Origin of the sequence: Sphingopyxis sp. YR583, assembly GCF_900108295.1 — a bacterium.
Lineage (GTDB): Bacteria > Pseudomonadota > Alphaproteobacteria > Sphingomonadales > Sphingomonadaceae > Sphingopyxis.
The window spans coordinates 18,905-41,556 of record NZ_FNWK01000002.1; the positions used below are offsets into that span (position 1 = coordinate 18,905).

Genomic DNA, 22,652 nt, shown 5'->3' on the forward strand with positions numbered 1-22,652 from the left:
ATCTATGGCGCGCGAGTATTTTTCGGCCCGCAGGGTTCTTGTTACCGGGGGTGCCGGCTTTGTTGGATCCCATCTTATCGATCGGCTGATAGCGGCCGGCGACGAGGTGCTCTGCGTCGACAATCTGTTCACCGGCGCGAAGGCCAATGTGGCCCATTTGCACGGCCATCCGCGCTTCGAATTCTTGCGGCACGATATCTGCCTGCCCCTGTTTGTCGAGGTCGACGCGATCTTCAATCTCGCATGCCCTGCATCGCCCATTCACTACCAGCACGACCCGGTGCAAACAACGAAGGTTTCGGTCATCGGGTCGATCAACATGCTCGGGCTCGCGAAACGCATCAAGGTACCAATCCTTCAGGCCTCAACCAGTGAGGTCTACGGGGATCCGACACAGCATCCGCAAACCGAAAGCTATTGGGGAAACGTGAACCCGATCGGCTTGCGCAGCTGTTATGACGAGGGCAAGCGCTGCGCCGAGACCCTCTTTTTCGACTATCATCGTCAACACGGCCTCGACGTGAAGGTCGCGAGAATCTTCAACACCTATGGCCCGCGCATGCATCCGGCCGACGGCCGCGTGGTGTCGAACTTCATCATGCAGGCGCTACGCGGCGACGACATTACCATTTTCGGCGATGGTTCGCAGACGCGCAGCTTCTGCTACGTCGACGATCTGGTGGAAGGCCTGCTTCGCCTCATGGATTCCCGGGACGGGTTTACCGGGCCGGTCAATATCGGGAATCCGGTCGAATTCACGATCCGAGAATTGGCGGAACTGGTGATCGAGATGACCGGGGCCGGCTCGAAGCTTGTTCAATTGCCCTTGCCGTCCGATGATCCGACACAGCGTAAACCCGATATCTCCCTTGCGAGGAGCGAACTGGACTGGGAACCTTCGATCGCGCTGCGCGACGGTCTTGCGAAGACGATCGACTATTTCCGTCGATTATCCAACTGACGCGCGAGCGGCGAGCAAGCTGGCGATGAAATCGCGATATTGATCCGCTATCGTGGACCAGGCAAACCGCTTTATTCCTTCGGGCGGCTCAGCACGCACGGGCCCCCTTGCCAACGCGGTGCCAAGCATCGCAATCAGCGCGTTGCTGTCTTTAGTGTCGCAGAGAAATTCCGCGCCAGAGCCCAGAATCCAACGCAGGCGCTCGCTGTCATGGCCGACGACCGGCAGCCCGCTTGCCCATGCTTCGACAAAAACATTGCCGAAGGATTCCAGAAGCGAAAGGTGAAGGAAGGCGTCCGACGAGCGGTACAGCGCCGGCATGTCGGCTGCGGCGAGGCTCAGTCGCTTGAATCGTCCCGGTAGCAACCTGTCCGCGAGTGCCTGGCCTTCATCACGCAGGGGGCCGTCTCCGGCAACGACGAGAAACGCATCGTCAAGCTGTGCGACCGCCCGAATGCCATCGAGGACGCGCTTTGTTTCGATAAAGGCGCTCACCATCAGAATGATCGGGCGATCCTCGGGCAAACCGAAACGGGCACGCTCGGCTGCCCCTGGACGGAAACGGGAAAGATCGACACCATTGGGTATCAACGCGCAATCCCACTGGTCGCGATTGCGCTCAAGATAATCCGGATTGGTGCAGACAAGCCCGTCGCACTGGAAACTGCGATATTCGGAGTTTGAGGCAAAGGCGGGCCAGTCCCCATTCTGTGTCACGAAGATTTGCAGAGGCTTGTTTCGCGATGGCCGCCGCAGCGCCCAATGGGTGAAGGGAAAGGAGCAGGTTACGACTGCGTCATAGTCAGCCGGGCGGTAGGCGTTGAGCAGGCCGGGCACAAAACTGGCATCTTCCCACGCCGTCTCGCTGCGAAGCGGAGGGAATTTGGGAAAGCGCTCGAACCTTTCCCTGCGCACCGAAGGCACGGTGCGGAATTGGTAAGCTGCATCGGTCCTGCTCGAGCCCGAACCCATGACCGTGACGGCGTCGCCGCCCCTAGCGATTGCATCGGCAACCGCGAGCAGGGCAACCTCCGCACCCCGGTCGTATCGATGAAAGCCGGGCAGCGCGAATAAGAGGTTCATCTACGTTTCAATCCCACTTTCCGGGCCTCGATGAGCGCCCCCGCGAGCGTTACCGCACCGAGCATCAGCCAAAGCCACCCAATCACCAACAGCCCGCCGACAGGTCGATAAAGCACCGCATCGATGTCATGCAGCGAAATGGTTTCCAAGACAAAAAGCAAAGCGGACAAAAGCGTCGTCGCTGCAGCGGCATTGCGGGGCCGACCGGCTTTGTCTGTGCGCTGACGGAGGAGCGATACGATGCCGAGGCCTAGTGCCAGGAGGATCAGCAAAATCTGGACCAGACCGCGGCCGGAATAATATTCGCCCATCGCGGCCGCGACGGCATTGTGCAGTCCGTGCCGCAAGCCCAGCGCACATTCTGCCGCGAAGCAGCCGTTTGCCATGAAAAGTAGGGGCCACGGCCGACAGGCCGTGACCAGGCAGATCAGGGAAGCCAGGCCGAACGAGATGACACCTGCCCATTGCGTCGCATCCATGTGCTTCTCATTTCTTCTTCTTTCCGCTCGAAAGCGGGTTACAACCTTCGCGTGATGCTCGCCCTATACAGCTGTTGGATCTTGGCTGCGCTCTGCCTGTTCCGGTTCGTCCGCCGGGACGTGGCGATCTGGATCGTCATCTTCGGCGGCTGGCTCCTGCTTCCGCCCGGAAATTACGTCGATCCCGGCGACCCGCGCGTCCTGCCCTACTGGATCGTCGGCGGAGCTCTTCCCTCCGACATCCTATTCGCCAAGGCGTGGACGGCGCCGGCCATCGCAACTCTCTGCTCGCTGATCTTCGACCGCGGCCGATGGCGCGAGCTGCGGTTTGTCCCGATCGATATCCCCATCCTCCTCTTTTGCGCCTGGCCTTTGGGGCAGGCGTTCTTCACGGGGCCTGCCGATCCCGCCGGTCTTGCAAGCGCCGTATATCTCGCTGGAGTATGGGGCTTGCCCTGGCTGATCGCCAAGCTCTATCTGCGCGACCTCAACGATGCGGTCCGTTTTGCAGGGGCGCTTGCTTATCTATCGCTGGCGCTCGTTCCCATAGCCGTGATCGAGGGCGTGACGAGCTGGCGGCTGCACAGCGCGCTTTTGGGTGTGCACCCGTTCACATTCGACGGCATGATGCGATATGCGGGGTTCCGGCCTCAGGGCTTGTTCGAGCACGGCAATCAATATGGGATATGGTGCGCCGGGGCGACCCTGGCGGCTTGCTGGCGGCTGCGCGAAGAGTGGGCAGGGAAGGGGCGGCTCAATTGGTCCGTCGTGGCGACGCTCCTTTGCCTTATGACGCTGATGTCGCAGTCGGTTGGCGCGATCATCCTGCTCGCGGCGTGCGGTGCGATACTCATCGTCCCCGGTATTCCGAACCTGGCAAAGATTATTCTTCCGCTTGGAATCGCTGCATCGCTTGGTCTTGGCGCCCTCCATGTAAGCGGCGCCATGCCGTTGCGGTCTCTGGCGGACAGGACGGTCGCGGGCCAGGCGGCGCAAGATGCTTTTCGCGCACTTGGCCGCCAGTCGCTTCCCTGGCGCATCGGTCAGGACCTCAAGACAATACCGATCATCAGGGAGAATTGGATTGTCGGCCATGCGCGCTGGGACTGGTTCGAGCCGGCACACAGCCGCCCCTGGGGGCTACCCCTGCTGCTACTCGGTCAATTCGGTCTTGTGGGCTTTGCCTGTCTAACCGCGTCGATAATCGCCGCCGTTTTTCGCCATATGGCGAGGGCGGCCTTGGGCAGCGCCCCCGAAAGGCTTTTTGCCACATTGCTCATGCTGTTTGCCGGCGACGCGCTGCTCAACAGCTTCCTCTTCTACCCGGCGATACTGGCCGCAGGCGCGGCCGCGGCAACACGCAATGGCCAGCGGAGTTTGATGACCGTCCGGGCGAGCGAAAAGGTCCGTGCCAAACGCCGCGCTTGATCCGGGCGTTATTTTTTGGAGGCTGAAGCCGGGGAATTGGCCGCAGGGGCAAACCCCGGTTGATATTCGATCTCCGCTGCGGCCCGGCTCTGCTTCAGCCGCTGCTGGATCGTATCGGTAAGCTGCTTGTTGCGAATAGCCTGGACCGCGATCGGTCTCGCGTTGGCCGGCGAAACCGGTTCGGCGCGTTCGCCGGTTATAACGCCGACGGTCACAACGCCATTTTCCGGAATCACGAACGGTTCGCCGGCCGGCAGGGCTTGGATCTGCTGAAGGCGTTGCTGGCCGAGTGCCGCGGAATCCACTTGCGTATTGTCGCGGCGGAACTCGATACCCATCTGCTGAAGTCGCGCCGCGACCGCATCCATCGAATGATCATCCTCGAGCGCCTTCAGCTGATCCGGATTCTTGGGCAGCGCGAACTGAATGCGGTCGACCATGAGCTGCTTGCGATTGCCGAACATGACGGGATTGTCCGCAATGAATTTGTCGATTTCCTGCTGCTCGGGCACCTTGAGAGAGCGCTCGGCACGCTGTCCCATAAGTTGGACGAGGAGCGCATCGCGCAGCTGGCGTTCGCGTAAAAGATAATCCGGCGTCTTGTCGAGCTCGTCATCGCGCGCAGCCTGCGCGAGCAACCGGCGCTCGACGATCCGCTGGAGCGCGGCCTGTTGCACGGCCTTCTTGTCAACGCCGTCGGGAATGGCCGTACTGCCAAGCTCCGCGTTGATTTCCTGCAACGTGATCTCTTCGCCATTGACGACCGCCGCGACTTGGCCCGTCGCTTCTTTTCCGCATCCCGCCACCGAGAGGGTCGCAAGGGTCAATGCAATGCTGATAGTGCGGTTCAATGCCTTATCCTTTCGAATCTGGTCCGAGCAGCAGGCGCTGCATTCGAGGGTTTGAGTGTTCGATGAATTCACGGGAGAAGCCGGCGAGCAATGGCTGCGCTTCCTGCCGGTCGATACCAAGCGCCGAGACGCGCATCATCATCCCATCGGGAATATCGCCCGCAAGATTGGCGCGAATAACGGCAGCTCGCTGCTCGCTCCACTTGCGTGGATAGGATGCGCCGAGGCGCGTGAAATAGGCCACTTGCTCCACACGGTTCGGTGCCGTCGCCGTAAAGAAGTTCGCGGGAACGTCCTTGCCGCGCACCTCGAGCATGATGTCGCGGGTGTCGCTGAGCACAAATCCTCCGACGGGATAGCAAAATTCCGGACGGTGTACCTGTAGGACGCCATCCTGCGCATTGTTATACGCCAGTAGCAGCATCACCGGCGGCCGATCCGCCGCTGTATAAACACGGGTGACGAGATTGTCGTAGAGGCGATCGCGAAGCGTGTCGGGAGGTGGAAGCACGACACCGCTTTGCGATACCGACTTCCAACTGCCAAAGTGCTCGGGAACCCAGCTCTCGAAGACTTTCTCCGCAACGACCGGGTTGGCGATGGCCGGCTGACGAAAGAATGCTATCGCCGATGCGCCGCCAAGAACCGCGCCCAAAAGCATGTTGCGCCGGGAGACGGCGAGATTGGCGATTTTGCGAGATTCCCCATGATCAGCCATGGGAAGGCTCCGTTGTTGTGCCAATGTAACGATCCCACAGCGGCTTCAGGATGATATCGAGCGCGAAAATCGTCACCAGAGCGATCGCGAACATCAAAATGCCAGCGAAGTTGTGCAGGAAGCCCTGCGCCGCCGCTTCGCCCGCATGATAGGTCAGAAGGATGAGGATGAGTACGCGGAAGAAGTTCGCCACCAATGCGACGGGAACGATCAGGAGGACAAGCAACAGCGCATACTGCCAGTGAGCCTGATGCCGCATGTAAATATAGAAGAGCGAAATCGCGGAAAGCGAGATAATGGAGTTTATGCCCGAGCAGGCCGCTGCCACCAGAAGCTCATATTGTCCGATGAATATGCGCACGCCTTCGCCGCCGATCGGATATCCGAACATGTCGAGGAACCATATCGCTGCCTCGGACAGCCAGATCTTCATGGGAACGGTTACGAACGCCACGACAGTTTCAGGAGGTGGGAAAATGAAGGCGAGATAGAAGAGAGGGAACCAGAGCTTCTTGATCGCCTCGAGGCCGACCAAGCTGTAAAGGATCACGAGCAGGATCGCGTACATGAGATAACCTTCGATCTCGACGATCTGTGTGATCCGGGTAAAAATCTGCATCGGGATCAAAACGGCGAGCATGATCCAGACAGGCGCCGACGCGGCGGGCGCGGCGAGATGCGAAATCTCTTTCCAACGCCGATAAAGGAGCCAGAGGCCCGTCACCAGGACGATAGGGCCGTGGGCGCCCTCTTCACCCGTCCACGACTGGCGTACGACGAACAACATCGTGGGGATGGAGAAAATCAGGGCACCGAGCGCGAGCGCGATCGTCCCGGCCGAAAGGTTTCGCGCAAAGGGACCTGAAAGACCCGGTCGAGCTTCTATGTCGGCGGCAGTAGCCATTACTTACCTGACTTCAGTTTCGACCTTGCGATAGAGCAATTGGCGAGATGTGCCAACGCCTGTATCCGCATAAACCGTATCGCGACGGGACATAAGCCAGTTTCGGTGCGCGTTGCCCCTATGGACCCGGCGTATGCTTTCACTTAGCAGCGTATCACTATATTCGATGGTAAAGCGCAAACGATGCAAAAGGTGATATTGAAACGCTGGCGCGATCGCCGGCGGGCTGGGATCGTAGGCGGATTGCTCCTCTTAGCTTCCGTCATCGCCGCAGCCTCCTGGTGGTGGTTCGCAGATGGTATCGGACCAGATGGCATGGCCCCGGCGGATGCGCAGCGCAGGGCCGCCGCGGTTGCGAATGCTACGCCCCCGGCGCCACCTCCCCAAATCTACAAGCCTCTCGCGCCCGACGACGCCATAGCGGAAAATGCGACCTTGCCATTTTCCACTGCGCCGATCGAACGGGCCTTGCCGCTCGTCGTGCCGTTGAGCGCATCGGCGTTCGTCGGACGCCGTTCGGCCATGGATTGCCTGACAGCGGCGATCTATTATGAGGCCGCGCAGGAATCCGAGACGGGCAAGCGAGGTGTCGCGCAGGTTATCCTCAACCGGGCGCGCCATCCAGCCTTCCCGAACAGTATCTGCGGGGTCGTATATCAGGGGGCCGAACGAAAGACCGGTTGCCAGTTCACTTTCACCTGCGACGGGAGTCTGGCGCGGAAGCCATCGCGCGCTGGCTGGGAGGCGGCACGCCGCGTGGCGCTAGCCGCCCTGTCGGGATATGTAGAGCCGAGCGTAGGCATGGCGACCCATTATCATGCCGATTATGTCGTGCCTTATTGGGCTTCCTCGCTCGCGAAAATCGCACAGGTCGACCATCATATCTTCTACCGATGGTCGGGGTCCTGGGGGCGCCGCGCCGCGTTCGCTCAGTCAGTCAGCCAGGAACAGTTGCTCGCCGACCAGCCGCAGATGGCCGGAATGACCGACTTGGGAATGAACCCCGTGGAACCTCTCCCATATTCTGACGTCACTCTGCCGGCATCGCGAATAATTGCCGACGAGGGGCGAGGGGCTTTAACAAGAGGCGAGGCGACCCCGCTTTCTGGGCCGGCAGTCACCCCTTCTATCAGGGCCGATGAAACGGCCGAGAAGCCCGCGGCCGATCTGGCTAAAGGGTCTCTGAAGGTTGATTGACCTGTTTCGGCGGAGGCGAAATTTTTGCTCCACGGACGGCCGAATGGGTCGCGGCCCTTCACATTGCCGGGCTCGCTATAGCGGCAAACGAGGATTTCCTCGGCACCGAGGCGGCTGAGCCCGCAACCGACCTCTCCTGAACGGCCCCAGATCAACTGGGTGTAATGCGAGACGTCCTGAGGGCGGCCAGTGCGGCTGTTCGCCGGAAATACGCCGGGGATGAAATCCTTCTTCTCGTCGATCCATAATTCGACCATGGATTCGGGCATGAACGCGCCGCTCGTTCCACCCCAGATATTCTCGCCCTCGAGCGGACGACCCGGGATATTGGGTGAATGTTCGAATTTTCCGGTTTTCGAGAGATGATCGGCCCAAGCCTGTGCCCGGCCGGCCAGCTCATCATTCCAGCGAAGCGCAGGAACACCAGCGAGCGCGCGTTCGCGGTTGTGGCTCGCAAGAAGCCGGTCGTTCAGGCCGCCAAGCCTCGTCTGCGCACCCGTCAGAAGTGCGGCAGCCGCTGCAAGAAACGCAATTTTGCCCGCCGTCTTGATGAGCCGTTGCATGCCAAATCCCCAAGAAACTTGGGGACGCTACGTCGACGCGTCCTAAAACAACGTCGCAAGCTTTGGTTAATTCGGCGTTAGCGAGCTTCGCGGCGGCTCGCTCGCAGCGGATTGGCGTTCGATCGCGTAATCTGAACTTCGTCGCCCTGATTTGCCGCCGCGAACAGAAGCCGCGCGAAATCCACCGGTAGGCCTATGCAGCCGTGGGTGGCGCGCCGGCTCGACATCGGGCTACCGTGCAAGGCGACGCCCGTGTTTGTGATGAACAGCGAATATGGCATGGGCGCGTCATATGTGCGGGAGTGATAGTCGCGGTGCTTTGAGAGGATGGGAAAGATGCCGATGGGCGATTGCATCGTGTCGGCCCCATAGACGATCACCGACGTTCCGATCTCGTGCCCACCGCGAAAGACCGAGATGAGCTGGGTCCGCAAATCCACCCAAATGGTGACCTTGCCCGGTGCGACGCCTTTTTCGTCCCATTTATATTCCCCATGCCGCATCCTGCCCGTCGTCGCCAAAAGCGACTTTGTTCCAGAAGGGAGAACGCCGGCCCGCGTTGCGGTCAAAAGTTGAGCTGATGTGAGAGTCTCTCTGCCATTCTCAATGAATGGCGAATTGGCCCGTTCAGTGGCGATGGTAACGGGAGGCTGGGGCGCCGCGGGATCGGCTATCGTGTTGTTCCCGATGATAACTCCGCCGATCGCAGCCAGGGCAATCAGCAGCGCTGCAATCAGGCCGCGCCGCATCGTGCGGCGCCCGAAAACCCCGCGGGGGAAACTTCGCGGCGGCGGCGGAGAAGGGCGCCGCAAAGGCCGAAGCCGAGCAGCATCAAGGCCCAGGTTTGCGGCTCGGGAACGGCCGGAACCGGAGTTTGTTCGCCCGGCGTTGTCGGGTTGCCGGGAGTAACCGCCGTCGTCCCCGGAGGAACTACCGTGCCGATGCCACCAGGGAATCCGGAAACAGGGTCCGGAATGGCAGTCGGGCTCCCGATCTCACCAAGCGGTAACAAGCCCGAGCCCGGCGGCGAAGTCACGTCCGTCGGCGCGGGAGGACCAGCAGTCAGTTCCTTCACCGAGTCCTCGGGCGGAGTGTCGAAGATTTTTCCCAATGCGCGCTGGTCGGGACCGCCTGCATTTACTCGGCGTCCAAAAAGACGGTCGGCGACCGACGGGCCTTTGCGAACCTTGCCCTTCAAAAGATCGGTCTCACTGCGCTCGCCGGGCGACCGTCCGACGAAGCGATCGAGCGCGTCGGTTGTCTGGGCAAGCAGAGTTCCGCCGTCGCCGCTCAAGGCGGGGATGGTCATCGACATGGTCGCGAGCAGAAGCAGAGCGACTGCCGTCGCCCCCACGCGCATCCTCGAGCCCAGAAAGGTTTTTATAACGGTCACACCTCTGGCTACCGCAAAGATTACATTTAGTGAAGATTTTTGTTTCGTTGGAAACGTGGCTAATGTCCCGCTGAGGTACAACGGATCCACTGGCAGCACTCTTCGATTGCCGAGGGCGATGCGAACTTGCAAGTCGGGAATTTGTAGATAATCGTTCAAAAATATACGGTTACATAATAGCATTCGATAGGCTTCGGGCCGTATTGTTGCACAGACCGGCAGCATCGCGGTCGTATCAAGAGAGGTCATCCCGAACGAGACGGATCGAACCCGGCAGCCGAATATGTAAAATATTAGTTTGGAAAATTACATATTATCCCAAGCGCTTGGAGTTCTCGTCTCAGCGACTCGGTAAAACACTGCGGAAATCGCGCGCGGTTGGTTCGGGCTCAGAAACGAGGCGTAATGTCGACGCATTGGCCGAATTCTTGCGCCGCGTTAGTTCTATAGGGACCGGGTGAGGAAGGAGCATGGCTTGCCGTGCGCTAATATGGTTCAATCGGTCGATACTGTCCGGCCTTGGGCGACGCCACCGTCGATCGGTTTACAGGCGTCCTTCGGGGATCGCAGGAACGCTCCGGCTCGTTCCGGAAAATGGGTCATATTAACTGTTCGGGATTGCAGGGATAGCTAAATGCAAGACGCACTGCGCATAAGGCACGTATAAATCCGGGGGCTGGCCGGATTTATGAACAAGCTTCTTTTTTCCTGTGTCGCTTTGCTTTTCGCTTCCGCAGCCGGCGCTCCAATTCTCGTCTACGAGACCGGCGTATCCGCTGCCAGCGCAAGCTACGTCTTCGTCTTGCTGGCGGAAGGTCCGGGTACGGACATTTTCCTCGCCGGCGATCCGCTACCATCCTCTTCAAACATGTTGGCGATCAGTTTACGCGCCAAGGGTGTTTTGTATCGGCGTGCGTCCGTGCAGCGAGTTTCTATCGTCTGAGTTCCCGCGGGTCGCGCTGCGGAAAGCCGCGCCGAAGACGGCGCGGCGTTTTGCATTTCTCCGATAAGATCTCAATTCGGGCCGCATCAGCTTCTGACGATATTGGCTGCGATAGCGGCAGAACCCGAACGCTTAGCTAGACGCTTTCGTCGAGCCAGGCCTCGACTTCGTGGGCAGCGGGGTGCGCCTCAGAATTGGCGCAGGATATTCTAACATGCCTGGCCGGATAAGCATGGGGATGGAGTGTTGAATTTGTCATGGTGCTGCGTGTGGAGGGCGGCCGTCTTTCGCCAGCCCCGGTTCGTCGAAACTCGGTGCAAGCAGGGCTTTGACCGCTAGACACGGGGCGTTGGAACGCGCAGGAGCATCTGCCAACTATTTGAGATCATGATGCGATTCTCGTGATAAGTAGTTGTTAACTCGGTGCCGCGAATAATAACATTATGGTAATTTCAGCATATCTGCGACCGCCGATCGAGGGTGCGTCCAAACGCCAGTCTGCGCGGCGTCAACTGCAGCTCGAGGTGCGCGGAACCGATGCCTCGGACGCGGTAATCGATGTTAAAATTCACAATATCTCGCTGTCGGGGATGCTGATCGAATGCAGCGCAGAAATGACTGTCGACGACCAGTTTGACGTTCACCTGCCGCAGGCCGGCACCGTCGTGACGCGCGTGATCTGGTCCAGCGAGAGCCTGTACGGGTGCCAGTTTGAGACGCCGATTTCGCCCGCCGCTCTCAGCGCCGCCCAGTTGCAAAGCACAACCGTTGGCGGAGCAGCCGTGGACGGAAGGACGGAGGCGCCGCCTGCCGTTGAGAGATCGGTGCGCGATGGTGTGGCCGATCCGCGCTTTGGCCCGAATCTGAAAAGATTGCGCATCAAAAAGAAGCTGAGCCAAGCCGACATCGCTCTGGCTCTTGGCGTCAGTGCGCCGTCGGTATCGGGTTGGGAAAACGGGCGCGCGCGCCCGAAGCATGACCGGATGGGCATACTGGCTGATTTGCTGGGCGTGCCGGTGTCGCAATTGCTCGTCGACATATCCACCGAACCATCTCAAGAAATGATCAGCGCGGGCCGGGATCTCATCGCACGGGCAAATGGGGTCGACGCGGATCGGGTTCGCATCTTTATCGAGGTTTGACACTGTCGCGGCCTCCGGCAATGGCGGCCGCCTATCCTCTACATTGTGCCGAATGCGATCGCTAACAAGTGGTCTGATGAATGGAATTGCACCCGAATGCTGCGAACGCCGGTCGCGGGCATATTAGGGCGAAATGCCCGGGCGCCCAACTGTCGGCTGCTGCCTTTCGATTGGAGGGCTCAGCCTGCAGGCCCGCGTCGCAGCTAAAAGGTGAAGTGCGACGGGCGGAGCGCCGATGCAGTGCGAACGAAAATGACGTCGGTTTGCACCAGGTCGATCCCGTTCGGCCTGATGAAGCCCGCAAAATCATACGGTGAGAAGCCCCATTTTTCCATCTGGACGAAAACCTCGGCAATTTGCGGGGCGCCGTCATTGTAAGGAAGCAGTGCGGTTTCGAGTTGCACAACCTCGCAGCGCTCAAGAATTTTCAGGCCGCCCGACAGCACGTCGAGTTCGGCGCCCTGAACATCGATTTTGATGAACAGTCTCTTCCCGTCCTGTCCCCCCGCCTCATCCAAAGTCTGCGTCGTCATCAGCTTCTCGTGGCGTGCGACGTTGCTGTTCTCCGCGCGTATCGACGATCCTGTCTCCATCTCGTAAAAGGGGACCAGCGATCCGCTGGTTGGCCCGAGGAGGGCCGACACGAGTGTCACGCCCGGAAGTTTCCGGCAAACCGCCTCGAGCGCGGCCTTTTTCCCCTCTTGGGCTTCTATCATTGTAACGGGCGAGCTTTCGAACACGCCGCGCACGAGACGCGTCCAGTCGCCTTCATAGGCACCAACGTCGATGATCCGGTCGGGGGTGAAGCCTTTTGCTTTCAATCTTTCGTACGCGGCGATTTCTGGCAATGGCGGAGCAGCGATCCCCAACACTCGTTTAAGTAGGCTACGCATGACATCTCACTCCGATAAAAAGGGGAAGTTTCACGAGCCGCGTTCCATTACAGGCGGCTCCGTCGGTGGGCGAGGCCGGCGTGGAAAGTTGCATTTGGCTTCTGATGAATTGGCATCAGGCTGGTCCAACTGCACACTCAGGTACCAGCGCGCGCTGTGCGCCAGTCAATTTAGCCTCGTGCGTCGATCCGCCGGAGCGGCGGCGCTGTGTCCACTGGCCAGCGCGCCTTCGCGAGGTGCCGTGAGACGGCGTCCCAATGCGTTCCAGCGCCGCTCAAAATAAAATGTCGACAAGTGCGCCGAGGCAAAGGTTGCGGCGAGCAATAGCGGACGCTTCGCATATTTTATGAGGGTGTCCCCGGTGCCGAGCCAAGTGTGCACGAATATGCCGTGGAACACGTAAAGCGCGTAAGATGTCTGAGCGACATAGGTGACGGGATTCCACTCCGAGAGACCGCGAAGCCACCGCGGCGCGTAATAGAGCGACGTGCCGATGAGCAACGCCGATAGATAAGGGCGCAGATAAGGCAAAAAGCCCGTCCGCATATCGGCGCTGGCAAATAGCAGCGGAAGCAGAAGGTAAATGCTGGGCAGTGAAATTAATTTGCGAGCTCGCTCACCGAGCCATCCTTCATATATCAGGGCCAGTGTCGCACCGGCTAGTATCTCATCGCCGCGGAACCATGTCACGATCGTGATCGGCTGCCCCCAATAGATTCGGGCACATGTGATGAGGATGCAGATCAAAGGTATGGCGAAGAGTGCGCGCTTTCCGCCAACCGCGACGAGTAGCGCAATGGAGAGGTAGAACTGTACCTCCAGGCAAAGACTCCAGAAATGCTCCCCCGGCTCGACCAGCGAGGCGGGCGGGAGATTGGCTACGAAGAACATATTTCCCGCGACTTCGCCCGCCGTGACGTCGCCATCAACAAGGAACACGAGAAACATGCCCAGCCAACCCAGCGGGACGATGCGCAGCAGCCGGCGGATCAGAAAACGGCGGATATTGCCGTCTTCGATCAAAAAGCGCGTGATCAGGAAGCCGGACAAGGTGAAAAACATCACCATTCCCGTTGCCGCTACAGGCGCATTGAGTTGCCATGCACTCGGGCCGATAGGGAAGAGGTGACCGAGGATCACGAGGGTGATGCTGAGCGCGCGCCAACCGTCCAGCATTGGCAAATGCTGTAGCCCTGTCCTTTGCGCTCCCCCATTCGATCTCATCAGGATATCCCACCATGGCTGACCCCCTCGACGCTAGGCGGATCGCGGAGAGTGTCCAGCGTGTTAACCGAAAATTGATCGCATCGTATCGGTACATCTTTTCTATGGGCTCAGGGCGACGAGGCTAGCCGAATTTGCATTTCTCCCAATTCTAGCTGCGCGTCGGGAATGTCGTCCTAGTTATCCGGATCGTAACAACATGTTTATAGCAATGCGCAGCTATTCATCGGATTTTCACGATTTTTCGGTAATTCGTCGGCGTGCCTTCTGCGACCCTAAAGGCATCTTTGCCCCGTCGAGATGTCATCTCGGCGGGGCATTGTTCGGCTATGCCATATTTACAAAATAATAGCCGGTCTCCGCTGCGAAGCCGGATTGTCCCGAAACGTCAGGAACGCTTTTCGAGGCGCTCTGAAGCATTGAAAGCTCGCGGGCCGGCGAAGTTGTCGGTCAGGCTGACTTCCACCATCGGTACGTCACATTGCCCCGTTCGGTGAGCAGCAGTTAGGGTAGCCAAACGGTGACGCTGAAGAGAACCTTTTGAGGTTTTTCGAGGAGACGCACGATGGACGCAGCCAATTCTGGCGGAAGAATCGGGGCGGCCTCGACATAGCGCGCGATGAGGATCTGCGACACCACGTCTAGGCCCCATATGAGAAGCAGCATGCGCAATAGGACTTTCGGAGTAGCGCCGTGAACAAATACAGCAAGTGGTAGGCGATGATCGCCGGGCGCGTCTAAAGAAGATCAATGGCGCCGGCCAGAAGGCCGGCGCCAAAGGCTGGGGAGCCTTGCCGGTCAGGTGGGGGCCCGGCAAAAATCCCCCGCTTCGGGTTAGAGCTCGATCGTTATTTTCACTCGGTCCTCGCTTACCCCCGCCGCTCTCGCGATAGTTTCCCGCGCACTTGCAATTTGAGCAGGCAGCGTCGCCATAAGTTCCTGCTGACCCAAGAGCTCTGCTAGGCTGACCTTCAATATTGTCGCCAGCGCTTCCATTCGGCCGGGTTTGGGTCGGGTTCGATTGAGTTCCCAGCCGCAAACGGCGGGATCGCTCACGCCCATCAACTTCGCCAACTGGCCTTGCGACATTCCAAGTTCGAGCCGCAGCCGCTGTACGCGCATCCCGAAACTTTCAAGGTGGCGAGCGGTATCGACCATATCAAAATTGTCGGTGACGGCGTCGCGGAGTCTTTTGGCGCCTAGCGATACCCGGGAAATGGGCATGTCGAAGGAGAAGCCGGTCAACTTTCCGCTCTTCCAGGCCACGCGCGCTCTCGCGGCCCCGCTGTGCGGCAGCTTGACTTCAATAGGAAATCCGATGGCAAAATCGTGATCGGCTTCCAGCACAAGGCCCAGCTCGGAGATATTATGTACCAGGACCTCGGCTTCGCCATCCCGCGGAACGGCGCCCTCGAACCGCATTCGCGTGCCACCAGGCTGGTCCGGCGAATCTTCGTTTTGTATGATATAAGCGGGCACGGTCATACTTGTGTCCTCGTAGACGATGCTTGAACAGCGGCCGCCACCGGTGACGAGGCAGGGCGGATAAAGAAAGGGTTCTGTCTCGCGGGCCAATCAATGGGAGAATTCGAGATAACGGTTTCGTGCTTACGGACCGTCTTTTGGCCGGGTGAGCACGTTTGTGGTCGTCGGTGGCCAGCTCCCAATTCCGTTACGCGTCGACTATTGTTGCAACGAGGTAGCGTCTTATGCAACCCCATAGCGCAGGCGTTCCTGCTGCACTTCGTTCCGGCCCCACCCATAGTTTGCCTCGATCAGCTAATGGCCCAAATGCTTCCCATCCATTCTTCTGCGACTCCGAACCCCGTAACAAATAAGCCACAAAAAGGCCCAGACGGATAGCCTGTCATTCATGTGGGGGAAAATACCAAACTCTTGCGAATAGGACCCGAAAACAGGGACATGTAATGGAGGCTGTCTGAAGTGGGACAATCGGGTTGTGATCACCGTCGGCCGTCGTGCCGACATAAATATCCCGAAAAGCAACCCGCGGTTGCGTAGTGCGGGTTCGAGAGAGACAAATGTCATCCGCCATCTGCGTCTGCGGAGACTGAGCAAGCAAAACACAAATAATGCAAGGACGTTCGAACTGGTGGGCTAATCGAGTCTAGCCCGGTCGCTGGTGGTGCCGTCGTTTTCCCCAGACGTTTTGTTTTGCGCGGTAGTGGTAGATGTGCTGGTGTCCTGCTGATGCTGCTTGAGGTCAGCTCCCACGACATTTTCTTGAACCCGATCATTTGGAGATTCTGTGGCGCCACATCCCGAAATCAGGGGCAGCAGTAACCAGAAGAAATTGGATTCCGATCTCATCATGTTTTCCTCTTCCGCTGAATGTGAGAACTGTCGAGCAGGCTCGGGATAGAGGCCAATTATCACGGCCGCATCCGCGGCTCCAAGCAAATGCAAGACTGCAAAAGCGATGCCGAAAATCAGACTTATCATGGGAGTTAAATGGTGCGGAGACGCGATGCGGCTCTCAATCAAAGACGGGTTATGAGTCTGGCCATCATTAACTGTGGCGAAACGGGCATCAACCATGATATTTCGAGATCAAGTCTCGGTGGAGGGCGATTTATTCAAGAAGTGAGAGCGGGCTCAGCGATAGCGTGCCCGTTAGACGATCCAATGCCCAGTGCTGGGGAACGGAGCAGCTTAGTGTCAGCGCGTTTGCGCGGAGCTTTCATGGGAGACCGCCATGTCCAAGCTTGCAGCTCACTTGCATTCTGCGGGTGTTAAATCGAAGGCGTCTGCCGTCTTGACAGCCATTCGGATGGGGCACCGAGAGATCGATCATATCGCTCGTCAGACGGGTTTGGCTCCCACCACGGTCATACGGGTTTCCGGCATCCTACGTGACCTTGGGCTTGTCGGGAAAATGGATGGGTCTGATCGGATTGAACTGTTGCCTATATTCCAGTCGAGTGGTTCGGATGACTGACGAGACGTAATCTTCGGCAATGAAAAACGGCCAGATCGATTGAGTGCCGCGGCCGCAGTTCGTGGCTTTGATTTCAGGACCATCGTTCCAAGACGAGCACGTAGGTGCTGAGCGATTCGTGACCTGCGCCTAGCGAGGATCTCTATCACTGAGGGACCGTCCGTGCCTGCTTCTGCATAAGCTCAGCCGCGTTCATAGCCCGGCCGATTGGCCGACTTGTGATTCGGAAGGCGATATGTCATAAGAATTAGCGACCATTCTTGAGAGAAGAAGACTCGAACCACCTCCAAAAAATCGTTGTAGGCCAACCTTCGGGCCATCATTATATCCAAAATGGATAAAGAAAAACATATCAATATCATAGACTTAGATATCGATTCCGGCCAGGGGCACCAACGGAAGACTGACGATGAGAACGGGGCCGATTGTGGCCGCCCTGTTTGTCGATGAGGGGTTGGGCAATCGGCTGCGTATTGTTCCAGAAGGGGCGAGCAGGATCGGCCGATGGACGAACTCAGGATATTGAACACGACGGTGATGCCACAGGCACTTGATGCGCTGGATTCTCGCGTTCTCGATGCGCTCGCGACGCGGCGGCGGGAGACCATCAGTTTGCGTCGCGCTATGGCGGTCGCCGCGCTGGTGTCGCTCGGCGGCGGAGTCGTCGCGGGTAGTGCTTTCGTTCCCGATGCGGTCGCGGCGAGTCCGCTCACGCCCTTTGCGCCCGACAGCCCATTGGCATCGTCGACGCTGCTGAACGGTCGCTGATGCCGTTTCGCCGGATTCTGATTATCGGCTGCATCGCCTTCCTAGCCGCGATCGTAGGCGTGCTCGTCGGCCGGATGCTCGTCGATACGCCGCGCGCGGACGAGACCGAACTGCATGCGCTGCTGCACCGCGAGGCGAAGCTGACGGCCGAACAGGAACGCAAGCTGCACGCGATCGAGACGCGCTTCGCCGAGCGACGCGAAACGCTCGAGCTTGAGATGAAGGCGGCGAATATCCGGTTGGCACAGGCCATCGAGGCCGAGCATGGCTATGGCCCCCGCGTCACCACGGCGATCGATGATACGCATCGGGTGATGGGCGAGCTGCAGAAAGAGACGCTCGAGCATCTGTTCGCCATGCGCGGCGTGCTCGACCGCGAGCAGACCGCGACATTCGACCGGATCGTGGTCAAGGCCCTGACCGCCGATGCGCGGTGAGCCTAGACCTTTCGCAATGTAGCGACGGCGAACTGGCCGCGCTTGCCGGCACTGGACGCGACGATGTCTATCGCGAGCTGTTGGCGCGCTACAAGGCGCCGGTCTTTCGCCTCATCCGCCATCATGTCGGCGATGCCGACGAAGCGATGGATTTGTCGCAGGAGACCTTCGTCGCGGCCTTCGCCGCGATCGAACGTTACGACGGCGACCGCGCGTTCCGGACATGGATTTCGCGCATCGCACTCAACAAATGCCGCGACTGGGCACGGCGAAGGGCGGTGCGATCCTTTTTTTCGCGCGCGCTGCCGCTCGGTCATGCGCATGATGTGGCGATCACGGCGCCGGCTCCCGATGTCGAAGTCGGCGACCGCAAGGAACTGGCGCGCGTGCGGAGCGCCATATCGCGATTGCCGCATAATCTGCGCGAAGTGCTGATCCTGCGCGGTGTCGAGGAACTCAGCCAGCCGGAAACAGCTGAATTGTTGAATGTCAGTGAAAAGACCGTCGAAACGCGTCTTTATCGGGCCCGGACAAAGCTGCGGATACTGCTCGACGAAAAATGAGCGAGGGGTGAGCCGGTGCGGCGCGTATTGCTCCTGAAAACAATATCAGGGAATGTGAATTTTCATGCAGATCGACAGACGCGGATTCGTGAGCGGAGCGCTGGGTGGGGGCGCGCTGGCGGCGTTGGCGCCATTCTATCCGGCCTGGGCACAGCCGGTGTCGCGGGGGATCGCGTCGACGCTTCCGACGGTTTCCGGAAACGACATCACGCTGCGCATCGCCCGGCAGACGATGCGTGTCGATGGAAAGGTCAGTCGCGCGATCGGGATCAACGGCACCGTGCCCGCGCCACTGGTGCGCTTGAAGGAAGGGCAGCAGGCCCGGCTTACCGTTGTCAACGATCTCGACGAAGATAGCTCGATCCACTGGCACGGGCTGATCCTGCCCTTTCATATGGACGGCGTCCCGGGGGTGAGTTTCCCCGGAATCAAGCCGCGATCGACCTTCGTCTACGAGTTCCCGGTCGTCCAGTCGGGCACCTACTGGTATCACAGCCATTCGGGGCTTCAGGAGCAGATCGGCCATTATGGGCCGATCGTGATCGATCCGGCGGGAGCCGATCCGGTCGCTTATGACCGCGAGCATGTCGTCGTCCTGTCGGATCACAGCCAGTTGTCGCCCGAGGAGATTCTCCGCAAGCTCAAGGTCAATCCCGGACATTTCAACATGCAGCGGCAAACGCTCGGTGGGCTGCTTGCGGGGAAGGACCAGCCGCTCAAGGATCGTATCGCGTGGGGGGCGATGCGGATGGATCCGGCCGACATCGCCGACGTCAATGGTTCGACATACAGTTTCCTCGTCAACGGACATGGCCCGCGCGACAATTGGACCGCCTTGTTCCAGCCCGGCGAGCGCGTGCGGCTGCGCATCATCAACGCCTCGGCGATGTCGATCTTCAATGTCCGCATTCCGGGGCTCCGGATGACGGTGGTTCAGGCCGACGGCCTCAACGTCGTTCCGACCGAGATCGACGAGTTCCAGATCGCGGTCGCCGAAACCTATGATGTCATCGTCACCCCGGTCGAGGATAGGGCCTACACGCTCGTCGCCGAGGCGAATGACCGGTCGGGCATGGCCCGCGCGACGCTTGCGCCGAGGGCGGGGATGATCGCCGAGGTGCCGCCGCTCCGCGAACGTCCGCTCGCGACGATGAAGGACATGGGGATGGGCGCGATGGCGAGCGGCGATGCGTCGTGCACGCCCGAGCACGCGGCTATGGGCCATTGCACGCCTCCCACTACCGACGCTGCCGCCGTGAATCACGCCGCGATGGGGCATGACGCCGGCGGCATGAACCACGATATGCGCGACTTCGGTGTCGCGCCGCAGGTCAAACGCGACCCCGGTGTCCAGTCGATCTCGCCGATGCCCGTCGATCGCATGGGCGAGCCGGGACAGGGGCTGGAAGATGTCGGGCACCGGGTGCTGACCTATCACGACCTCGTCGCGCTCGATCGCAATCCCGATGTGCGCGCCGCCTCGCGCTCGCTCGATATTCACCTCACCGGCAATATGGAGCGCTTCATGTGGTCGTTCGACGGGGTGAAGATGTCGGACCATCACGAACCGATTCCCTTCACCTTGGGCGAGCGGGTGCGGATCAACCTGATCAACGATTCGATGATGAGCCACCCCATTCATCTGCACGGCCATTTCTTCGAACTGGTCACGGGGAAGGGCGACCGCTCGCCGCGCAAGCACACGGTGCTCGTCCAGCCGGGCGGAATTGCGCGCTTCGATTTTACCGCCGATGCGCTCGGCGACTGGGCGTTCCACTGTCACCTTCTCTATCACATGCATGCCGGAATGATGCGTGTCGTCAGCGTCCGTCCGAAGGGAGAGGGCGAATGATCCGGGCCGCACTCCTACTCGCGGGCATCGCCCCGATAACTTTCGCGGTCCAGGCCACCGCGCAGGATCATTCGATGCACGCTCCGCAGCGCGCATCGGAGTCCGCGCCCAAAGCGCCAGCCTGTACGCCCGAGCACGCCGCGATGGGCCATTGCGCGCTTGGGGACGCTCCTTTCGAAGAGAAACCCGACGCCGGAATGCCGGTGGATCATGGTGCGCCGGCATCGGACCCCGACTGTCCGCCCGAACATGCGAGCATGGGGCACTGCACCCCTAAACAGATGCCCGCGCACGATAGGATGGCCATGCCCGAAAGGGGGGGCGCCAGCGGCACCGACCTGTCGCCGGGCGACGCGCCTGCGCCCCCGCTGCCCGATGACTGGTATGCCGACCGCATTTTTCCGAAGAGCGAAATGGAGCATTCGCGTCACGCGATGATGACCGAAAATGGCGCGCAGCAGATCGGCTTCATCAGCCTGAACCTCGCCGAATATCAGGCGCGCAAGGGCCGCGACGGTTTCCGCTGGGAAGGCGAGGCGTGGTATGGCGGCGACATCAACCGGCTGACGCTGAAGAGCGAAGGCGAGACCGTCTTTGGCGAGGGGCTTGAAAGCGGGGAGGTGCAGGCGCTCTACAGCCGCTCGATCGGTCCCTATTTTAACGCGCAGGCGGGCGTCCGGCAGGATTTCGGCCATGTGCCGGACCGCACCTATGCGACCTTGGGCTTCGAGGGGCTCGCGCCATATTGGTTCGAGGTCGAGGGCGCACTGTTCCTTTCGAATAAAGGCGATCTGCTTGCCCGCCTTGAAGCGAGTTACGACCAACGCATCACGCAGAAGCTGATTCTGCAACCGATGGCCGAGGTCAATTTCGCGCTGCAGGATGTTCCCGAAAGCGCGATCGGTTCGGGTCTTTCCGATGTCGAGTTCGGGCTCCGGCTTCGTTACGAGATCGTTCGGGAGTTCGCGCCCTATGTCGGGGTCGAATGGGCCCGAAAGGTTGGCGATACCGCGCGCTTTGCCCGCGCGGGCGGCGAAGATATCGACAGTGTCAGCTTGGTGGCCGGGGTGAAGGCCTGGTTCTAACCGCAGGATTGTCGGCGCGAATTCTCAGCGTCGTGCCGCGAGCCATCGGCCTGCCGCGAGCGCCAGAAAGCCGACGACAAGACCCCAGAAGGCCGATCCCAGCCCGAACAGCGTCAACCCCGATCCGGTCGCGAGAAATGTCAGGATGGCGGGATCGCGGTCTGCCTTTGCCGTAAACATCGCCTCCATCGCGCCGAGCAGCGCCGGGATCAATGCCACGCCGGCCAGCGCCGCGATGACCGTCGGTGGCAGCGCCAGAAAAACGCGGACGAGCAACGGAGAGAAGATGGCGAGGAGGAGATAGAAGCCCGCGTAGAGCATGCCGACCGTCCACCGCCTCGCGTGGTCGGGATGCGCCTCCTTGGCCGTGCAGATGGCCGCAGTGATCGCCGCGAGGTTGAGGCCGTGCCCCCCGAAGGGGGCTGCCGCGAGCCATGCCATACCGCTGCCGACGATCAGGGGGCGTGACTGCGGTTCATAGCCAGCGCTCCGCAGCACGACGAGGCCCGGCAGGTTCTGCGACACCAGTGTAACGAGGAACAGGGGTACGCCGACGCTGAGGATCGCGCGGACGTCGAATGCGGGCGTGACAGGCGCGAGCGCGCCGAAGGTCGCGCCGGGGGCGAGCGCCCCGACGTCGCCGCGCAGCAGCGTAAGCGCCATGCCCACCGCGAGCGCAAGGAGCAGCGCGTAGAGCGGTAGACGCGCCCGCGCCGCGACAAAAACTGCCACGAGAAGGGCAACGAGCAGCGGGTCCGCTGCGCCAAGTGCGAAGAGTTTGAGGCAAAAGGGCAGGAGCACGCCCGCGAGCATGGCCGAGGAGATCGGCGACGGGATGCGCTCGGCAAGCCGCCCGAGCAATGGCACGACTCCGAGCAGGATCATCATCGACGCGGCCGACAGGAAGATGCCGATCGCGACGGGCCATGACAGTCCGGATGCCGTTGCGGCGAGCAGCGCCGCGCCCGGCGTCGACCATGCGAGCACGACGGGCATGCGCAGCCGCCACGACAGCGCCGCGCCGGCTAGCGCGATGCCTAGGCACAGCGCCGTGACCGCCGATCCGGTCTGGGCGGCCGTGGCGCCGAGATTGCGCATCGCCTGCACGACGAGCGCGATCGTCCCGCCGAAGCCGACGAGTGCGGCGATCAGCGCCGAGGACCAGGCCGGGACGGGAGGCATGCTACGCAGCATCTTTTTTCATTCTCG

The 22,652-nt window shown here is 60.3% G+C and carries 24 protein-coding genes and 1 pseudogene; 10 read left to right on the plus strand and 15 right to left on the minus strand.

What is annotated here, in order from left to right:
- Positions 1 to 4 precede the first annotated feature (4 nt).
- Positions 5 to 961 (plus strand): UDP-glucuronic acid decarboxylase family protein, encoded by a 957-nt coding sequence (locus BLW56_RS12090; RefSeq protein ID WP_093510966.1) that lies wholly within the window; start codon positions 5 to 7, stop codon positions 959 to 961.
- On the opposite strand, the gene BLW56_RS12095 is transcribed toward BLW56_RS12090, so the two are convergent.
- Positions 950 to 2,044 carry a glycosyltransferase family 4 protein gene (locus BLW56_RS12095; RefSeq protein WP_093510967.1) on the minus strand — a complete coding sequence of 365 codons (1,095 nt, stop codon included), beginning with the start codon at positions 2,042 to 2,044 and terminating at the stop codon, positions 950 to 952. The genes BLW56_RS12090 and BLW56_RS12095 overlap by 12 nt on opposite strands.
- Positions 2,041 to 2,523: a hypothetical protein gene (locus tag BLW56_RS12100; RefSeq protein WP_143043450.1), complete on the minus strand. Its 483-nt coding sequence runs from the start codon at positions 2,521 to 2,523 to the stop codon at positions 2,041 to 2,043. Before BLW56_RS12100 ends, BLW56_RS12095 begins: the two co-directional genes overlap by 4 nt.
- Positions 2,524 to 2,604: 81 nt before the next feature.
- Between BLW56_RS12100 and BLW56_RS12105 the strand changes: the two genes are divergently transcribed.
- The gene (locus tag BLW56_RS12105) at positions 2,605 to 3,951 is read left to right on the plus strand and encodes a hypothetical protein (RefSeq protein ID WP_093510970.1); all 1,347 of its coding nucleotides are present in this window, start codon (positions 2,605 to 2,607) and stop codon (positions 3,949 to 3,951) included.
- A gap of 8 nt (positions 3,952 to 3,959) precedes the next feature.
- Here the strand turns inward: BLW56_RS12105 and BLW56_RS12110 are convergent, their stop codons facing one another.
- The 4 genes from BLW56_RS12110 to BLW56_RS20885 all read right to left on the minus strand — a co-directional run bounded on the left by BLW56_RS12110 (position 3,960) and on the right by BLW56_RS20885 (position 6,948).
- Positions 3,960 to 4,802, minus strand: a complete 843-nt coding sequence (locus tag BLW56_RS12110; protein WP_177175952.1) for a SurA N-terminal domain-containing protein — start codon at positions 4,800 to 4,802, stop codon at positions 3,960 to 3,962.
- A 4-nt stretch (positions 4,803 to 4,806) separates the two neighbouring features.
- Positions 4,807 to 5,520, minus strand: coding sequence for an exosortase-associated protein EpsI, V-type (epsI, locus tag BLW56_RS12115; protein WP_093510973.1), 714 nt, complete (start codon positions 5,518 to 5,520; stop codon positions 4,807 to 4,809).
- The gene (gene xrtV, locus BLW56_RS12120; RefSeq protein ID WP_093510974.1) at positions 5,513 to 6,424 is read right to left on the minus strand and encodes an exosortase V; all 912 of its coding nucleotides are present in this window, start codon (positions 6,422 to 6,424) and stop codon (positions 5,513 to 5,515) included. Before xrtV ends, epsI begins: the two co-directional genes overlap by 8 nt.
- A gap of 389 nt (positions 6,425 to 6,813) precedes the next feature.
- Entirely contained in the window at positions 6,814 to 6,948 is a 135-nt protein-coding gene (locus BLW56_RS20885; RefSeq protein ID WP_256203502.1) for a hypothetical protein, read from the minus strand.
- Here BLW56_RS20885 and BLW56_RS20890 point away from each other — a divergent pair.
- Positions 6,947 to 7,303: pseudogene (locus BLW56_RS20890) on the plus strand (cell wall hydrolase); the annotation flags it as partial. The gene BLW56_RS20885 and the pseudogene BLW56_RS20890 overlap by 2 nt on opposite strands.
- 50 nt (positions 7,304 to 7,353) lie before the next feature.
- Here BLW56_RS20890 and BLW56_RS20895 read toward each other — a convergent pair.
- The 3 genes from BLW56_RS20895 to BLW56_RS20420 all read right to left on the minus strand — a co-directional run bounded on the left by BLW56_RS20895 (position 7,354) and on the right by BLW56_RS20420 (position 9,736).
- Positions 7,354 to 8,184 carry a CAP domain-containing protein gene (locus tag BLW56_RS20895; protein ID WP_093510975.1) on the minus strand — a complete coding sequence of 277 codons (831 nt, stop codon included), beginning with the start codon at positions 8,182 to 8,184 and terminating at the stop codon, positions 7,354 to 7,356.
- A 77-nt stretch (positions 8,185 to 8,261) separates the two neighbouring features.
- Positions 8,262 to 8,933: a L,D-transpeptidase family protein gene (locus tag BLW56_RS20900; RefSeq protein ID WP_256203435.1), complete on the minus strand. Its 672-nt coding sequence runs from the start codon at positions 8,931 to 8,933 to the stop codon at positions 8,262 to 8,264.
- Entirely contained in the window at positions 8,918 to 9,736 is an 819-nt protein-coding gene (locus BLW56_RS20420; protein WP_256203436.1) for a PEPxxWA-CTERM sorting domain-containing protein, read from the minus strand. The genes BLW56_RS20900 and BLW56_RS20420 overlap by 16 nt, the downstream gene beginning before the upstream one ends.
- A gap of 529 nt (positions 9,737 to 10,265) precedes the next feature.
- Between BLW56_RS20420 and BLW56_RS20425 the strand changes: the two genes are divergently transcribed.
- Both BLW56_RS20425 and BLW56_RS12145 read left to right on the plus strand, forming a co-directional pair.
- Positions 10,266 to 10,520 carry a hypothetical protein gene (locus BLW56_RS20425; protein ID WP_143043451.1) on the plus strand — a complete coding sequence of 85 codons (255 nt, stop codon included), beginning with the start codon at positions 10,266 to 10,268 and terminating at the stop codon, positions 10,518 to 10,520.
- 443 nt (positions 10,521 to 10,963) lie between these two features.
- A complete protein-coding gene (locus BLW56_RS12145; RefSeq protein WP_093510979.1) occupies positions 10,964 to 11,662 on the plus strand; it encodes a helix-turn-helix domain-containing protein in 699 nt (232 codons plus the stop codon).
- Between the two features lie 203 nt (positions 11,663 to 11,865).
- On the opposite strand, the gene BLW56_RS12150 is transcribed toward BLW56_RS12145, so the two are convergent.
- The 5 genes from BLW56_RS12150 to BLW56_RS12165 all read right to left on the minus strand — a co-directional run bounded on the left by BLW56_RS12150 (position 11,866) and on the right by BLW56_RS12165 (position 16,338).
- A complete protein-coding gene (locus BLW56_RS12150) occupies positions 11,866 to 12,483 on the minus strand; it encodes an FkbM family methyltransferase (RefSeq protein WP_177175953.1) in 618 nt (205 codons plus the stop codon).
- Between the two features lie 237 nt (positions 12,484 to 12,720).
- The gene (locus BLW56_RS12155) at positions 12,721 to 13,731 is read right to left on the minus strand and encodes an acyltransferase family protein (RefSeq protein WP_177175954.1); all 1,011 of its coding nucleotides are present in this window, start codon (positions 13,729 to 13,731) and stop codon (positions 12,721 to 12,723) included.
- Between the two features lie 552 nt (positions 13,732 to 14,283).
- On the minus strand, positions 14,284 to 14,415 hold the full coding sequence (locus BLW56_RS20905; RefSeq protein WP_256203437.1) for a hypothetical protein: 132 nt from the start codon (positions 14,413 to 14,415) through the stop codon (positions 14,284 to 14,286).
- A gap of 198 nt (positions 14,416 to 14,613) precedes the next feature.
- Entirely contained in the window at positions 14,614 to 15,354 is a 741-nt protein-coding gene (locus BLW56_RS12160; protein WP_177175955.1) for a helix-turn-helix domain-containing protein, read from the minus strand.
- Between the two features lie 543 nt (positions 15,355 to 15,897).
- Entirely contained in the window at positions 15,898 to 16,338 is a 441-nt protein-coding gene (locus BLW56_RS12165) for a hypothetical protein (protein ID WP_143043452.1), read from the minus strand.
- 904 nt (positions 16,339 to 17,242) lie between these two features.
- Here BLW56_RS12165 and BLW56_RS12175 point away from each other — a divergent pair.
- The 5 genes from BLW56_RS12175 to BLW56_RS12195 all read left to right on the plus strand — a co-directional run bounded on the left by BLW56_RS12175 (position 17,243) and on the right by BLW56_RS12195 (position 21,443).
- Positions 17,243 to 17,506, plus strand: a complete 264-nt coding sequence (locus BLW56_RS12175; protein WP_093510986.1) for a hypothetical protein — start codon at positions 17,243 to 17,245, stop codon at positions 17,504 to 17,506.
- The gene (locus tag BLW56_RS12180; RefSeq protein WP_093510987.1) at positions 17,506 to 17,943 is read left to right on the plus strand and encodes a periplasmic heavy metal sensor; all 438 of its coding nucleotides are present in this window, start codon (positions 17,506 to 17,508) and stop codon (positions 17,941 to 17,943) included. The genes BLW56_RS12175 and BLW56_RS12180 overlap by 1 nt, the downstream gene beginning before the upstream one ends.
- Positions 17,940 to 18,506, plus strand: a complete 567-nt coding sequence (locus BLW56_RS12185; protein ID WP_093510988.1) for an RNA polymerase sigma factor — start codon at positions 17,940 to 17,942, stop codon at positions 18,504 to 18,506. The genes BLW56_RS12180 and BLW56_RS12185 overlap by 4 nt, the downstream gene beginning before the upstream one ends.
- A 64-nt stretch (positions 18,507 to 18,570) precedes the next feature.
- On the plus strand, positions 18,571 to 20,358 hold the full coding sequence (locus BLW56_RS12190) for a copper resistance system multicopper oxidase (RefSeq protein ID WP_093510989.1): 1,788 nt from the start codon (positions 18,571 to 18,573) through the stop codon (positions 20,356 to 20,358).
- Positions 20,355 to 21,443, plus strand: a complete 1,089-nt coding sequence (locus BLW56_RS12195; RefSeq protein ID WP_093510990.1) for a copper resistance protein B — start codon at positions 20,355 to 20,357, stop codon at positions 21,441 to 21,443. Before BLW56_RS12190 ends, BLW56_RS12195 begins: the two co-directional genes overlap by 4 nt.
- A 24-nt stretch (positions 21,444 to 21,467) precedes the next feature.
- On the opposite strand, the gene BLW56_RS12200 is transcribed toward BLW56_RS12195, so the two are convergent.
- On the minus strand, positions 21,468 to 22,637 hold the full coding sequence (locus BLW56_RS12200; protein WP_093510991.1) for a benzoate/H(+) symporter BenE family transporter: 1,170 nt from the start codon (positions 22,635 to 22,637) through the stop codon (positions 21,468 to 21,470).
- Positions 22,638 to 22,652: the final 15 nt, after the last annotated feature.

Coding starts and splice junctions, on each gene's coding strand:
- BLW56_RS12200 (WP_093510991.1), bottom strand. CDS start 22,637: ATGCTGCGTAGCATGCCTCCCGTCCCGGCCTGGTCCTCGGCGCTGATC.
- BLW56_RS12190 (WP_093510989.1), top strand. CDS start 18,571: ATGCAGATCGACAGACGCGGATTCGTGAGCGGAGCGCTGGGTGGGGGC.
- xrtV (WP_093510974.1), bottom strand. CDS start 6,424: ATGGCTACTGCCGCCGACATAGAAGCTCGACCGGGTCTTTCAGGTCCC.
- BLW56_RS12180 (WP_093510987.1), top strand. CDS start 17,506: ATGCCGTTTCGCCGGATTCTGATTATCGGCTGCATCGCCTTCCTAGCC.
- BLW56_RS12155 (WP_177175954.1), bottom strand. CDS start 13,731: ATGCTGGACGGTTGGCGCGCGCTCAGCATCACCCTCGTGATCCTCGGT.
- BLW56_RS20425 (WP_143043451.1), top strand. CDS start 10,266: ATGAACAAGCTTCTTTTTTCCTGTGTCGCTTTGCTTTTCGCTTCCGCA.
- BLW56_RS12100 (WP_143043450.1), bottom strand. CDS start 2,523: ATGGATGCGACGCAATGGGCAGGTGTCATCTCGTTCGGCCTGGCTTCC.
- BLW56_RS20885 (WP_256203502.1), bottom strand. CDS start 6,948: ATGGCCGAACGGCGTCCGACGAACGCCGATGCGCTCAACGGCACGACG.
- BLW56_RS20900 (WP_256203435.1), bottom strand. CDS start 8,933: ATGCGGCGCGGCCTGATTGCAGCGCTGCTGATTGCCCTGGCTGCGATC.
- BLW56_RS12090 (WP_093510966.1), top strand. CDS start 5: ATGGCGCGCGAGTATTTTTCGGCCCGCAGGGTTCTTGTTACCGGGGGT.
- BLW56_RS12175 (WP_093510986.1), top strand. CDS start 17,243: ATGGACGAACTCAGGATATTGAACACGACGGTGATGCCACAGGCACTT.
- BLW56_RS12145 (WP_093510979.1), top strand. CDS start 10,964: ATGGTAATTTCAGCATATCTGCGACCGCCGATCGAGGGTGCGTCCAAA.
- BLW56_RS12195 (WP_093510990.1), top strand. CDS start 20,355: ATGATCCGGGCCGCACTCCTACTCGCGGGCATCGCCCCGATAACTTTC.
- BLW56_RS12165 (WP_143043452.1), bottom strand. CDS start 16,338: ATGGTTGATGCCCGTTTCGCCACAGTTAATGATGGCCAGACTCATAAC.
- epsI (WP_093510973.1), bottom strand. CDS start 5,520: ATGGCTGATCATGGGGAATCTCGCAAAATCGCCAATCTCGCCGTCTCC.
- BLW56_RS20895 (WP_093510975.1), bottom strand. CDS start 8,184: ATGCAACGGCTCATCAAGACGGCGGGCAAAATTGCGTTTCTTGCAGCG.
- BLW56_RS12095 (WP_093510967.1), bottom strand. CDS start 2,044: ATGAACCTCTTATTCGCGCTGCCCGGCTTTCATCGATACGACCGGGGT.